We start from the raw sequence: 13,586 nt of genomic DNA, 5'->3' as shown, positions 1-13,586 counted from the left end.
CGATGGAGCACACGTGGACTTCCTGTCTCGTGTTCGCAACCCCATTGGAGTGAAGCTTGGTCCCACCACGGACGTGGACACCGTCAAGCAGCTCATTGAGAAGCTTGACCCCAACCGTGAGCCTGGTCGCTTGACCTTCATCACACGTATGGGTGCGGGCAAGATTCGTGAAGCCTTGCCACCTCTGCTGGAGGCAGTCAAGGCGAGCGACGCTAACCCACTGTGGATCACTGACCCCATGCACGGTAATGGCATCACCACCCCCAACGGCTACAAGTCACGTCGTTTCGACGACGTTGTCGATGAGGTCAAGGGCTTCTTTGAAGCACACCGTGCTGTAGGAACCTTCCCTGGTGGTGTTCACGTTGAGCTCACTGGTGACGACGTGACGGAGTGCCTGGGTGGATCTGAACAGATTGATGAGAACGACCTCGCAACCCGTTACGAGTCACTGTGTGACCCACGTCTGAACCACATGCAGTCGTTGGAGCTGAGCTTCCTCATCGCTGAAGAGCTCAAGAAGTCCTAAGCATCATTCAATTGAGAACCTGAACAAATGTGGCCCCCACCAAATGGTGGGGGCCACATTTACGTGTTCTAGCTGTTACTTGACGACCTTGTTGAAGTCCGTAACAGGCTGTGCTTCGTCGAAGCCAGCAACCTGCTTGCGGAATCCTTTGGTCAGGATTGCCAGGTAAACAATTCCGATTGCAGCCCAGATCAGACCACCGGTGAGTGCCTCGGGGGAGAGGTTGACCCACAGGATGACAGTCAGTGCAAGACCAAGAACTGGCATCACGATGAACTTGAAGACGTCGCCAGCATTGTGACGGCGACCCTGACGGATTGCAAACCATGCAATAACAGAGATGTTCACGAAGCTGAATGCGACGAGAGCACCGAAGTTGATGAAGTGCACGATGTCAGCCAAAGTCAGGACAACACCGGTCAAGCAGACAACACCAGCAAAGATGACGTTGAAGGTTGGGGTGTGGGTCTTCTTGTTGACGAAACCAAACAGCTTCTTGGGAAGAACGTTGTTACGACCCATCACCAACAGCATGCGGGCAACCGAAGCCTGTGAGGCAAGCAGTGACGCAATGGTGGCAGCGAAGCCTGCAGCGGTCAGGATGACCTTCATGGTCTGGCCGCCCACGAGCTCACCAATGATGGGGAGTGTGGAGTCATCAACATACTGACGGTCTCCGCCTGGAGCAAAGACGTTCCAGTCGGGGAACAGTGCCTGAGTGAAGTACGAGGTGACAATGAAGATACCTCCACCGATAAGTACGGTGAGCATGATTGCACGTGGGACGACTCGTGGAGTGCGTGCCTCTTCGACATACATGGTGACCGCGTCGAATCCGATGAAGCTGAAGCAGACGATGGTCGCACCGAGGAGAACTGCGGAGAAGTCAACTCCCTCGTGGATGAAGGGTGTTGGAGTGATGAGGGTGCCCTCACCAGCGCCACCGAGGAGCTGACCAATAACGACAGCGACAAAGCCGATCATGGACGCAACGGCAATGACCAAGAGGATGGTGTTGACGTTTGAAGTTCCACGCATGGTGAAGTAGATAATTCCTGTTGCCAAAACAGTGAAGAGGATCACCCATACAGCGCCGTCAATGTCGGGGAAGAACGACTCCATGTAGCTGCGGACAATGATGATGTTCACAAGTGGAAGGAGCATATAGTCCAACATCGAGGTCCAACCCACGACAAATCCGACGTTAGGGTGAATCGAGTTCTTTGCGTAGGTATAAGCCGAACCGGCCGAAGGGAATTGAGAAGTCATCTTGCCATAGCTGATCGCGGTAAAGACCATCACGATCAGAGCAAATACGTAGGCAAGTGGCACAACGTTGTTTGTTCCTTCAGCGACGAGACCGAAGGTGTCGAAGACAACTGTAGGAGTCATGTAACCGAGGCCGAGAGCAACAATTGCCCACATTCCTAGGTTGCGTTTGAGGGCGACTTTAGAGTCAGCTCCCGGGACAAAGGATTCAGGCATGTACTTCTCTCTTCTTTGAGGCCATGAAATTCCACAGATGATTAAGCCTGTGTGCGATTACTTACTCTAGTCCTCTGAAGCACACCAAAGGTTCTTCAAAATAGGAAATTTTCAACGAAATCCGTGGCTATTTATTCTTCTCCCAACAGAAATTCGTTGTAACTACTGTTCAGAAGTAGAAATCTTCTAGGAGGCCCCAGGACTTTGGTGGCGGAGAGTCATCGAATGCCAGAAAATTGCCCAAATACAACATTGTGGGCGTGATTTGTTAGTCACGCCCACAATCTGTGTTCGAGAAGAGTTAGAGCTTCTTCGAGAAAGCTGCAAGGTGACTTTCACTTGCACTGCGAAGTTTTTCTAAGGTAGCCACAATGGTTGCATCTGACGTGGAGTTGATCGCTGTAGTCAGATCGGTGATGTCGGTTTCTTCAATGAGGACACCAACCTTGTACGCCTCGGCCTGGCTGGTCATACCCTGGGCGATGAGCTGGTCATACAAGGCCTGAAGGTCTGGGTTGACAAAGACGCCAATCTCAGAAGAACGGGGGTCTGTGAGTCCGTATGAATTGAGTAGGTTCAGAACCTGGTCTTGGTGAGAAGTTTCGCTTCCCAAAATATTGCTGAACGTGTTCCCGCCCCAGGTCTCGCCCAGAACTGTATAGACGTCATGCGCGAGCTTCTCTTCTTCAATCAGATACAGAAGAAGATCTTCTGTTGTTGACGCAGGCGCAACAACTGTTCCTTCTTCAACAGCCTGGACCTCATCGGCTTCAGTGAGGGCTTGCGGTGCTTGAGTGTTGGCAAGTGGCGCTGGGGGAGTACTTGTGATGACAGCGGCCAATACCCCGGCGGCGCCGATGACGACCGCAAGAATTGAAGAGGTGATGATGGTTGATTTCTTCATGTCGATCTACTTTCGTTTGGAATACTTACAAGATACCCCCCGGGGTATATGAAATGACTGTGGATTAATTATGAGTTCTCTATGAATGGCGGCTAGATGGTGGATCGAAATTGCAGCTATCACCAGGGCAATACTGAGGAGCTGTTCGCGAGAACCGTTTCTGAAGTTCACAACCGATGCAGATTCCAAAAGCTGTTTCTAGAAATAGAACGCCCATGCAGATACCGCAGAGAAGTAACACAACCCATAGCGGTGAGGCAAGCCATCCCATCGTGAAGCAACTAGTGAGTGCAATTCCTAACCCCAAACTCCACGCAAATTTCTTTTGAGGAGCTCCAACAAATTCTGGGCGTTGGCGATACACAATCACACGTCCTAGAGCCAACGTGGGTGAGAACCGAGGGGAGAGGAACAAACGTATGAGCATGTCTAAAAGAAACAGAACTGCGAAGCCTCGAAGTGGAACTACAAAACCTGTTGTCCAGGCAATCACATACCCGGTGAAGCCAATAAGAAAGAGAATTCCTGCGCCAGCTCTCACTTCTCTTTCGTTGAATACCGGTATGTCATAACCGGTAACGATTTCGCCAAATTCTCCCCACGAGCGTTCAGGATTATGTGCTGTGTTGCCGGTCGTAGTTGTCATTGAGTTCCCCTGAGGCATGATGAAGAGATGAGCCATAAAACTAAGGGGATCATCCTCGTACTTATCCAATTCGGATTGCTGATTGCGATTATTGGATTACCCCATGGAGATGTATGGGCTGTGACGGAGCTTGTTGGAAACATCGCTGTGCTTTTGTTGATGGCGGGACTAGCAATTACTCTTTTTGGAATTGTCAGTCTGGGAAACTCCTTAACAGCGACCCCGGTTCCCAAAGCAACTGCGGTCCTCAGGACTACTGGAATGTATGCCATTGTTCGCCACCCCATCTATCTCGGCTTGATACTGATCGGTCTTGGACTAACCGTTCCAGCAGGTTCATTATTCACAGTCTTTGCTTTTGTACTTTTGATCGTTTTGCTTTCTTATAAAGCTAGGTTTGAAGAACGCTTGCTGATAGAAAAATTCCCCCAATACAGGGCATATGCTGCACGAGTTGGCCGCATCATTCCTTTTGTGGGGAAGCTCAAGAACTAACTTTTCAAATATACCCCAGGGGGTATCCCTATTTAGGGTAAGATTTTTTCATGGCTTCTGTAGAACTCACCGCTGAAAATTTTGATTCGACCATCACCAGTAACGAAATTGTTGTCGTTGACTTCTGGGCCGATTGGTGCGGTCCTTGCAAAATGTTTGCCCCCACATTCGAGGCAGCATCTGAAAAAGATCCTGAGATTGTTTTCGGGAAGGTGGACACCGAAGCTGAGCAATCCCTTGCAGCAGCTGCAGGGATCCAATCCATCCCAACCCTGATGGTCTTCCGCGAAAAGATTTTGCTCTTCTCGCAGGCAGGCGCGTTGCCTCCCGCTGCTCTGGATGACCTCATTGCACAGGTAAAGGGCTTGGACATGGAAGCTGTTCATGCCGAGATTGCCAAGCAGCAAGCGGAAGTTGCCGAGTAAAGAATTCACTAAGAAAGCCCCCTCCTTAGGAGGGGGCTTTCTCGTTACAACTTGAGGGAACTACTTTACGAGTTCGCGCCCCCACTTGTCGCGCATGTTGCCTGTGGCAATAATGATGATGTCGATAATCCACCACACGCCCAGTCCGCCGCCGGTAATGAGCTTGAGGAAGCCTGTTCCCCATTTACCGATGAACATGCGGTCGATGCCGAGTGTTCCGACGAAGATGGAAAGTATTAAAGTGATTGTCCAGTCGCGTGGAGCTGTTTCAGTAGTAGCCATGATTTAACGCTACTCCTCAATCTCTATTGTGATGGTCCCATTGTGGAGAACCCTAATTGTCGTTCCGTCATCAAGCTGAACAACTGGCCGGTTCTCTAGATAGGTCAGAGTCCAATACCAATTGCTGGTGTCTTGCTTGAGTGCAGATAGTTCTCGCTCAACTTCAGCAACAGAATCTGTGACTGCGCCATCAAGGTTTTGAGGAGCTGGAGTGTGAGCAAGCCAGCGAGTGCCCAGTTGCATGATTACTCAGTAACCTCTGGAACAGGCGCCAATTCAATGTTGGTCACAGAAAGCTCTGTGGCCTCAGTGAAGTTCAGTTCCGAAATTCGACCTGTTGCCATGAGGTCACCCTGTGCTGCTTCAAGCAGAGAAATCGTGGCTTCAGGAGCAGCAATGGTTGCCGTGATAACTTCGGTCTTCTGTGAAGCCTTCGCGTCTGTCTTCGCGCGGCGAATACCGATCAGGGCTTCAGAGGCTGCCTTGAGAATGTCGGGGTTTCCGATCTTCTCATCACCAGGAGCTGGCCAGGAAGCGCGGTGAATGCTGTCATCGTGGAACCATGACCAGGCTTCTTCTGTAGCGAAGGGAAGCACTGGCGCGAGTAGACGCAAGAACACAGTGAGAGCTTTGTTCAGGGCTGCTGCAGCGGAAGCCTGCTCTGGGTGCTCTTCGTTATAGGCACGTTCCTTGACTAGTTCGAGGTAGTCATCGGTGAAAGTCCAAAAGAAGTGCTCAGTAACTTCGAGAGCTTTCGCGTGGTCATAGTTCTCGAGAGCTTCAGTAGCTTCGCGAACTACCTCGTGGAGTGATTCCAGCATACTCAGATCGAGTGGGTTGGTTACCACGGTGTCTGCAGGAGCATTGAAACCCAAGATGAACTTAGATGCGTTCAAGAGCTTGATGGCCAGTCGGCGACCAATCTTGATCTGAGTGGGGTTCTGTGGGTCAAACGCAGCATCGGTACCAAGGCGGCTGCTTGCTGCCCAGTAGCGAACGGCATCGGAGCCGTGCTGATCCAGCATGTCTGCGGGAGTGACCACGTTGCCCTTGGACTTGGACATCTTCTTGCGGTCAGGGTCCACGATGAATCCAGAAATGGCGGCGTTAGTCCAAGGTTTGCCACCGTTCTGCAGGGCAGAGCGAAGCATGGTGGAGAAGAGCCAGGTGCGAATAATGTCCTGACCCTGGGGGCGCAGGTCGAAGGGGAACACCAAGTTCCACAGGTCTTCGTCACTTTCCCAGCCACCAGCAAGCTGGGGAGTCAGACTTGAGGTTGCCCACGTGTCCATGACATCGACTTCACCCTGGAATCCGCCGGGGATGCCTCGCTGAGCTTCGGTGTAACCGGCGGGAACATCGGTGGATGGATCAACTGGAAGTTGCTCGCGTGAAGCGATGATGGGCTCATCGAAGACGGGGTTTCCGTCACCATCGAGTGGGTACCACACAGGAATAGGAACGCCGAAGAAACGCTGGCGCGAGACGAGCCAGTCGCCGTTGAGGCCATTGACCCAGTTCTCATAGCGCACGCGCATGAAGTCAGGGTGCCACGACATTTCTTGACCCAAGTCAATGAGCTTTTTCTTGAGTTCGTCATCCTTGGCTCCGTTAACCAAGTACCACTGGCGAGTGGAGACGATTTCGAGAGGCTTGTCACCCTTTTCGAAGAACTTAACAGGGTGCATGATGGGCTCTGGTTCGCCCAGCATTTCACCGGACTCCTTGAGCATTTCGACCATGGCGGTCTTCGCGCTGAAAGCAGTTTTGCCAGCAAGCTCTGCATAGGCAGCTTGTGCTTGAGCTGATTCAAGTCCTTGAGGTGCTTCAGAAACGAATCGACCGTCAAAGCCAATCACTGCGCGGGTCATGAGATTGAGTTCACGCCACCAGATCACGTCGGTGACGTCACCAAAGGTACAGATCATGGCAATACCGGTGCCCTTGTCGGGCTGTGCCAGGTGGTGAGCCAGTACTGGAACCTCAACACCGAAGACAGGGGTCTTCACGGACTTGCCGAAGTAAGGCTTGTAACGCTCGTCATCGGGGTGTGCAACCAGAGCAACACAGGCAGGAAGCAGCTCGGGGCGGCTGGTCATGATTTCAATGTGACCGCCGTCGGGCTTGTGAAAAGTGAGGCGGTGGTAGGCGCCAGGCATCTCTTTATCTTCGAGTTCTGCCTGTGCCACTGCAGTTCGGAAAGTCACATCCCACAGTGTGGGCGCCATCGCCTGGTATGCCTCACCACGTGCGTGGTTGTTGATGAAAGCTAGCTGGCTTGTAGTGATGGTTTCGTCAGAGATGGTGCGGTATGTCTGGGTCCAGTCGACAGAAAGACCGAGCTGACGCCAGACATCTTCGAACTGCTTTTCATCTTCGACGGTGAGCTTCTCGCATAGTTCAATGAAGTTCTTACGGCTAATGGGTAGCTGGTCAGCTGCCTTGGAGCTTTTGTTATCTCCGCCTTCAAACGGAGGAACGAAGTTCTCAACGTAGGGGAGTGTGGGGTCGCAACGAACGCCGTAGTAGTTCTGAACGCGACGCTCGGTGGGAAGACCGTTGTCATCCCAGCCCGCGGGATAGAAAACTTCCTTGCCTCGCATGCGCTGGAAACGAGCGATCACATCGGTATGGGTGTAGCTGAAAACGTGGCCAATGTGGAGTGAACCAGAGGCAGTTGGTGGAGGAGTGTCAATGGAATAAACGCTGTCTCGGGTCTGTCCGTCCTTGCGGAAGCGGTAGAGACCGGATTCTTCCCATTTGTTATCCCAAAGAGTTTCGAGACCTTCCAGAGCCGGCTTATCAGGAACGTTGGCGGGCGTGATGGACATAGGTAGTTCTCGCTCTCTATGGGCGGCATCGCGTCAATGTAAGAAAACAGGGTGTTTACTCACTTGATGCCTCAAATGGTGATGTTTCTAGCTTACTAAAGGCAATAGAATGGACTCTAACGACACCGATCCGGCTATCACCGGGGAGTTTTCGGAAGAACAGTCTTCGGACTTAGTAGAACCGAACGGGACGAGCCCGTCATCGCTCAAGAACAAGCGGTGAGATTTCTCTCACAAGCTCAGGTGGTACCGCGGAAGAAATTTCGTCCTGGCACAGTGTTTTACTCAACAACTGGAGCCCTAAGTGACGTATCCCCGCCGTAATGCATTCGGTCAGCAGACTGAGATCGTTCCTTCGCCATCGTTCCCTGCCATCGAAGAGCAGATTCTGGCCTTCTGGGAGAAAGACAACACCTTCAAGGCATCCATCGAACAGCGTGCCGATGGGGACGAGTGGGTCTTTTATGACGGCCCTCCTTTCGCAAATGGTCTTCCTCACTACGGACACCTTCTCACCGGATACGCCAAAGACCTGTTCCCTCGCTACCAAACCATGCGCGGCAAGAAGGTTGATCGTCGCTTCGGTTGGGACACGCATGGTCTCCCTGCGGAGCTGGAAGCAATGCGCCAGCTGGGTATTACCAAGAAGGAAGAAATTGAAGAGATGGGTATCGCTGCGTTCAACGCAGAATCTCGCTCCTCTGTTCTTCGCTACACCGGCGAATGGGAACAGTATGTAACCCGCCAGGCACGCTGGGTCGACTTCGAAAACGACTATAAGACGCTGGATATCTCCTTCATGGAGTCCGTCATCTGGGCATTCAAGCGTCTTTACGACAAGGGCCTGGCATATGAAGGCTTCCGCGTTCTTCCTTATTGCTGGAACGATGAAACGCCTTTGTCCAACCATGAACTCCGTATGGATGATGACGTCTACAAAATGCGTCAGGACCAGTCCGTGACGGTGACATTCCCACTGACGGGGGAGAAGGCAACAGCCTTGGGTCTTTCAGGAGTTCGCGCTCTGGCATGGACCACCACCCCTTGGACTCTTCCGACAAACGCAGCTCTCGCAGTTGGACCAGAGATTCACTATGCCGTTGTTCCCGCAGGGCCTAACGGTGCAGCCGATGGTGCTGCATGTTGTGAAGCTGATTACCTGATTGCAATTGATCTTCTCGGTAACTACGCCAAGGACCTCGGATACGAGGATGCCGCAGCTGCGAAGGAAGCAGTCAAGTCCACCGTTGTGGGTAAAGATCTTGATGGTGTGAGCTATGACCGTCTGTGGGAATACTACGCAGATGATGAGGAATACCAAGCGAATGCGTGGCAGATCCTTGTTGCTGACTACGTCACCACCGCAGACGGTACTGGTGTTGTTCACCAAGCACCTGCCTACGGTGAAGAGGACCAAAAGGTCTGTGAAGGCGCAGGAATTGGTGTGCGCGTTTCAGTCGATGACGGCGGCAAGTTCCTCTCGCGCTTCACAGAAGTCGCAGGCATGCAGGTGTTTGAGGCCAACAAGCCATTGACCAACTTGTTACGCGAACAGGGTCGCCTCATTCGTGTTGCGTCCTATGAGCACAGCTACCCACACTGCTGGCGTTGCCGTCAGCCGCTGATTTATCGCGCTGTGTCGTCCTGGTTCGTCTCGGTCACGACATTCCGTGACCGCATGGAAGAGCTCAACCAGCAGATCAACTGGGTTCCCGAGAATGTGAAGGATGGTCAGTTTGGTAAGTGGGTTGCTAACGCACGCGACTGGTCAATCTCTCGCAACCGTTACTGGGGTTCACCTATTCCGGTCTGGAAATCGGACAACCCTGAATACCCCCGTATAGATGTGTATGGCTCCCTCGATGAACTCGAAGCAGACTTTGGTGTTCGCCCCACAGACCTGCACCGACCATTTATTGATGAACTGACACGTCCCAACCCTGATGACCCCACCGGTCAGTCCACAATGCGTCGCATTGAAGACGTCCTAGACGTGTGGTTCGACTCGGGCTCCATGCCGTTCGCTCAGGTGCACTATCCCTTTGAGAATGCAGACTGGTTCGATAGCCACAACCCTGCTGATTTCATCGTGGAATACATCGGTCAAACTCGTGGCTGGTTCTACACCCTGCACATCCTTGCTACTGCGCTCTTTGACCGCCCTGCGTTCAAGAACGTCGTTTCCCACGGCATTGTTCTCGGTAATGACGGTCAGAAGATGTCCAAGTCTCTGCGTAACTACCCCGATGTCTCTGAAGTCTTTGATCGTGATGGTTCCGACGCCATGCGCTGGTTCTTAATGAGTTCACCTGTGCTTCGTGGTGGAAACCTCATCGTCACCGAAGAGGGCATTCGTGAAGGTGTTCGACAGCTGTTGCTGCCGCTGTGGAACAGCTACTACTTCTTCTCGCTCTATGCGAATGCGGATGGCTATGAGGCAACGTGGCGAACTGACAGCACAAACGTGCTGGATAAGTACCTTCTTGCGAAGACACGTGACCTCATCCTCGAAGTCCAAGGACACTTGGATGCTTTGGATTCCACCAACGCTGCTGAAGCACTGCGTAACTTCGCGGACGTGTTGACCAATTGGTATGTTCGTCGTTCTCGTGATCGTTTCTGGACCGGTGGCGCCGAAGCGCACGAAGCCTTCGACACCCTCTACACCGTGCTAGAAACCCTCTGCCGCGTTGCAGCACCTTTGCTGCCTCTCGTTACAGAGAACATCTGGCAAGGTCTCACTGGTGGACGTTCCGTTCACCTCGAGGACTGGCCAGACGCTGATAAGTTCCCCGCAGACCCTTCTCTCGTTGACTCAATGGATGCTGTTCGTGAGATCACGTCCTCCTCTCTCGCGTTGCGAAAGAAGGTCGGACTGCGCGTGCGACTGCCATTGGCAGATCTCACCGTTGTGTCTGCTTTGTCTGATTCTCTAGCTTCGTTTAGTGACATTCTGCGCGATGAGCTCAACGTCAAGCAGGTCACTCTCGTTCAGTTGACGGACTCTTCTGCGGCTGAATACGGCATCACTTCGAAACTGACCGTGAATGCACGTGCTGCAGGTCCTCGTTTGGGTAAGCAGGTTCAACAGATTATCCAGGCTGCTAAGGCTGGGGACTGGTCTGAGAACAACGGTGTCGTCACGGCTGGGGGAGTTAATCTCGTCGAAGGTGAGTATGAGCTCACCCTGGAAACAGGTGATGGTGGAGAGAGCACACGTGCTCTTGCCCTGCTTCCAGCAGGTGGCTTCGTTCTGCTCGACACGGTCACCACGCCAGAGATGGAGGCAGAAGGTCTTGCTCGTGACGTAATTCGTGCCGTTCAGGACACGCGTAAGGCTGCTGGATTTGAGGTCTCTGACCGTATCCATCTCAATGTGTTCTGTTTCTCTCAAGCAGACGCGGATGCTTTGAAGATGAGTACCGCGGCAGATATTGCCGCCGATACTCTGGCCACAGAGTTCGGCGTCCATGACCCCGCGTTCCATGGTGAACTCGCAGGTTTTGCTGATGTTTCTCCTGCAGAGTGGTTGCCAGGAATGTTATCCACGGCACCTGAGCACTTCGCTGTCATTCCTGCTGGTCAGTACGCCAACGAGGGAAACTTTGTCGTGGCAGTTTCACGCGTGAATCGAGTAGTCAATGTCTAAAGATGATCTGACACCAGGCGGATTTGCCAACGGTGATTTCTCCTCTGATGACGATTATGAGGGTATTGATCCTGCCGAGATGGATGAGTACTCCCGCGCTGCTCAGCTGGTATTCCAAGAGCTTTCGGTTCGACTCGGTGAAGGAAATCCTCAACCCAGGCTCGAGCCCACGCGACGCGTGGTTGAACTCCTCGGTGACGTGCACCGCGCTTACCCGATCATTCACATCGCTGGAACAAACGGAAAGACCACGACGGCACGCCTCATTGAAGCCATCTTGCGTTCCTATGGTCTCGCAACGGGTGTCTTCACCTCGCCCCATCTTGTTTCCTTCAATGAACGTATTCTGCTCGACGGCGTGCCCGTTCGCGACGATGTGCTGGTGACCAATTGGCTTGATGTGAAGCCCTATGTTGAACTCGTTGATGCAGAGCTCGAAGCAAAAGGTGAACCACGTCTTACCTTCTTTGAAGTGATGACCATCTTGGCTTATGGAACATTCGCTGATGCTCCCGTTGATGTGGCAATTGTGGAAGCAGGGCTTGGCGGAGAATGGGATTCCACCAACGTCGCAGACGGTGTAGTTGCCGTGTTCACCCCTATTGCCCTCGACCACACTGATCGTTTAGGTAAAGACCTAGATGCGATTGCTCGCACGAAGTCAGGAATTATCAAGCCTGCCGCCATGGTTGTTTCTGCAGCACAGAACCCGGTAGTTCGTGCCGTACTCGAAGAAGCAGCAGATCTCACCGAATCCACTCTGACTTTTGTCTCCACAACGGACACTCCTGAAGTGGGAAATCCTATTGCTGTGGTCTCTCGTGCCGTGGCAGTGGGTGGTCAGCTCGTCACTATTCAGGGTGCTGCTGGACGCTATGAAGATCTCTTCCTTGCTCTTTATGGTGACCACCAAGCAGAGAATGCTGCACTCGCCATCGCTGCCGTTGAGGCATTCCTGGGTGGAGCCTCACAGGCTCTCGAACAAGCTGTTCTGGATGAAGCTTTTGCCACGGCGTCCTCGCCGGGGCGCTTGCAGTTTGTTGCAGCCGACCCAACGGTGCTCGTCGATGCAGCTCATAATCCTCATGGTGCTGCGTCACTAGCAAAGGCCTTGGATACCTACTTCACATTTGATGATGTCACTGTGGTTCTCGCCATCTTTGAAGATAAAGATGCTGAAGGAATCATCGAAGCACTTGCGCCTGTGGCAACTCGGTTCATTGTGACGAATGCGCCGTCTGAACGTTCTCGTTCTGCTCGTGACTTAGGGTTCCTCGTTGCGGATAAGGTCGGAGACGACAAAGTCTTAGTTGAACCTGATCCCGTCGTTGCACTTGCTATGGCTCGTGGCTATGCCGCGAACTCTGAAAAGGGTGCCGTTGTTGTGACAGGTTCGATTACGTTGGTGGGTCTGACTGTCGGACTTGCTACTGAGACGCAAGGATGGACATTGTGAGCACACCTCAAGCACCTCGTCAGCGTTCTGCCCAAGCTTCACTTGGTCAGGTCGTGCTGGGGTTTGAGCTCATTGTTGTGGGTCTTGCAGCGTTGACCATCTTTGGTTTGGGAGCTCTTCCTCCAGTTGTGGCACTCGGGGGTGGTGCAGCAGTGTGTCTTCTCATGCTCGCCACCATCGGACTCATGATGAAATACAAATGGGCTTTCATCCTGGGCTGGGCAGTACAGGCCATCATTGTGCTCTCTGGATTTGCCGTCACCATGCTGTTTTTGATCGGTGCAGTGTTTGCCGGTATTTGGACGTTCGCCATGACAACCGGGGCGAAACTTGATTCTCAAAAGAAAGAAAACTGATGACCACTATTGAAGAAACCCTTGTCCTCGTTAAGCCAGATGGCGTTGCTCGTGGCCTAACCGGTGAAATCCTGCGCCGTATTGAAGCCAAGGGTTATGCACTCGTTGACATCCGCCTTGTTCAGGCAGATCGAGAACTCCTCGGCAAGCACTATGAGGAACACGTGGGTAAGCCCTTCTATGAACCACTTGTGAGCTTCATGGAGTCCGGTCCCGTTGTTGCGATTCGTCTTACTGGTAATCGCGTTATTGAAGGCTTCCGCAGTCTTGCAGGCACAACCGATCCCACCACCGCTGCTCCGGGCACCATCCGTGGTGATCTTGGCCGTGATTGGGGACTCGCGGTTCAGCAGAACCTCGTCCACGGTTCTGACTCACCCGAGTCTGCAGCTCGTGAACTTGCTCTGTGGTTCAACTAACCAGCAACACTTGAATAAGAAAGCCCCCGCAATGAACTGAACCCCAAAAGTTGGAGTTCTAATAGGGAGCCGTTTCTAAGTTTGCAAGGGATTGGGTCCGGTAGTCAAC

13 protein-coding genes are annotated in these 13,586 nt (G+C 52.7%); 7 read left to right on the top strand and 6 right to left on the bottom strand.

Annotation, left to right across the window (positions count from 1 at the left end):
• Positions 1 to 529 (top strand): 3-deoxy-7-phosphoheptulonate synthase (locus tag RR877_RS08210; protein ID WP_332627903.1); only part of this gene is annotated, 529 nt, incomplete at its 5' end.
• 75 nt (positions 530 to 604) lie between these two features.
• On the opposite strand, the gene RR877_RS08205 is transcribed toward RR877_RS08210, so the two are convergent.
• The 3 genes from RR877_RS08205 to RR877_RS08195 form a co-directional block, all read right to left on the bottom strand.
• A complete protein-coding gene (locus RR877_RS08205) occupies positions 605 to 1,954 on the bottom strand; it encodes an APC family permease (RefSeq protein WP_332618779.1) in 1,350 nt (449 codons plus the stop codon).
• A gap of 361 nt (positions 1,955 to 2,315) precedes the next feature.
• A complete protein-coding gene (locus RR877_RS08200) occupies positions 2,316 to 2,918 on the bottom strand; it encodes a DUF2202 domain-containing protein (protein WP_332627902.1) in 603 nt (200 codons plus the stop codon).
• A 79-nt stretch (positions 2,919 to 2,997) separates the two neighbouring features.
• Complete coding sequence (locus RR877_RS08195) at positions 2,998 to 3,564, bottom strand: DUF4395 domain-containing protein (RefSeq protein ID WP_332551274.1); 567 nt, start codon at positions 3,562 to 3,564, stop codon at positions 2,998 to 3,000.
• A gap of 27 nt (positions 3,565 to 3,591) precedes the next feature.
• Between RR877_RS08195 and RR877_RS08190 the strand changes: the two genes are divergently transcribed.
• Entirely contained in the window at positions 3,592 to 4,059 is a 468-nt protein-coding gene (locus RR877_RS08190) for an isoprenylcysteine carboxylmethyltransferase family protein (protein WP_110233504.1), read from the top strand.
• Positions 4,060 to 4,109: 50 nt separating this feature from the next.
• Complete coding sequence (gene trxA, locus RR877_RS08185) at positions 4,110 to 4,484, top strand: thioredoxin (protein ID WP_332551273.1); 375 nt, start codon at positions 4,110 to 4,112, stop codon at positions 4,482 to 4,484.
• A gap of 60 nt (positions 4,485 to 4,544) precedes the next feature.
• Here the strand turns inward: trxA and RR877_RS08180 are convergent, their stop codons facing one another.
• The 3 genes from RR877_RS08180 to valS are packed head-to-tail and all read right to left on the bottom strand — an operon-like array spanning position 4,545 to position 7,597.
• A complete protein-coding gene (locus tag RR877_RS08180; protein WP_110233496.1) occupies positions 4,545 to 4,766 on the bottom strand; it encodes a TM2 domain-containing protein in 222 nt (73 codons plus the stop codon).
• A gap of 9 nt (positions 4,767 to 4,775) precedes the next feature.
• Positions 4,776 to 5,009 carry a hypothetical protein gene (locus RR877_RS08175; protein ID WP_110233494.1) on the bottom strand — a complete coding sequence of 78 codons (234 nt, stop codon included), beginning with the start codon at positions 5,007 to 5,009 and terminating at the stop codon, positions 4,776 to 4,778.
• Between the two features lie 2 nt (positions 5,010 to 5,011).
• Entirely contained in the window at positions 5,012 to 7,597 is a 2,586-nt protein-coding gene (gene valS / locus RR877_RS08170; RefSeq protein ID WP_332618757.1) for a valine--tRNA ligase, read from the bottom strand.
• A 304-nt stretch (positions 7,598 to 7,901) separates the two neighbouring features.
• Here valS and ileS point away from each other — a divergent pair, with 304 nt between their 5' ends.
• The 4 genes from ileS (at position 7,902) to ndk (ending at position 13,477) form a co-directional block, all read left to right on the top strand.
• Positions 7,902 to 11,246 (top strand): isoleucine--tRNA ligase, encoded by a 3,345-nt coding sequence (ileS, locus tag RR877_RS08165; protein WP_332618756.1) that lies wholly within the window; start codon positions 7,902 to 7,904, stop codon positions 11,244 to 11,246.
• A gap of 79 nt (positions 11,247 to 11,325) precedes the next feature.
• Positions 11,326 to 12,702 (top strand): Mur ligase family protein, encoded by a 1,377-nt coding sequence (locus RR877_RS08160; protein ID WP_332627904.1) that lies wholly within the window; start codon positions 11,326 to 11,328, stop codon positions 12,700 to 12,702.
• Positions 12,699 to 13,058: a DUF4233 domain-containing protein gene (locus tag RR877_RS08155; RefSeq protein WP_280800321.1), complete on the top strand. Its 360-nt coding sequence runs from the start codon at positions 12,699 to 12,701 to the stop codon at positions 13,056 to 13,058. Before RR877_RS08160 ends, RR877_RS08155 begins: the two co-directional genes overlap by 4 nt.
• On the top strand, positions 13,058 to 13,477 hold the full coding sequence (gene ndk / locus RR877_RS08150) for a nucleoside-diphosphate kinase (protein WP_332551529.1): 420 nt from the start codon (positions 13,058 to 13,060) through the stop codon (positions 13,475 to 13,477). Before RR877_RS08155 ends, ndk begins: the two co-directional genes overlap by 1 nt.
• Positions 13,478 to 13,586 lie beyond the last annotated feature (109 nt).

This window comes from Aurantimicrobium sp., assembly GCF_036667855.1.
In the GTDB taxonomy this organism is placed as follows: domain Bacteria; phylum Actinomycetota; class Actinomycetes; order Actinomycetales; family Microbacteriaceae; genus Aurantimicrobium.
The sequence above is the reverse complement of the archived record's forward strand: the minus strand, read 5'-3'. Positions and strand labels throughout refer to the sequence as shown.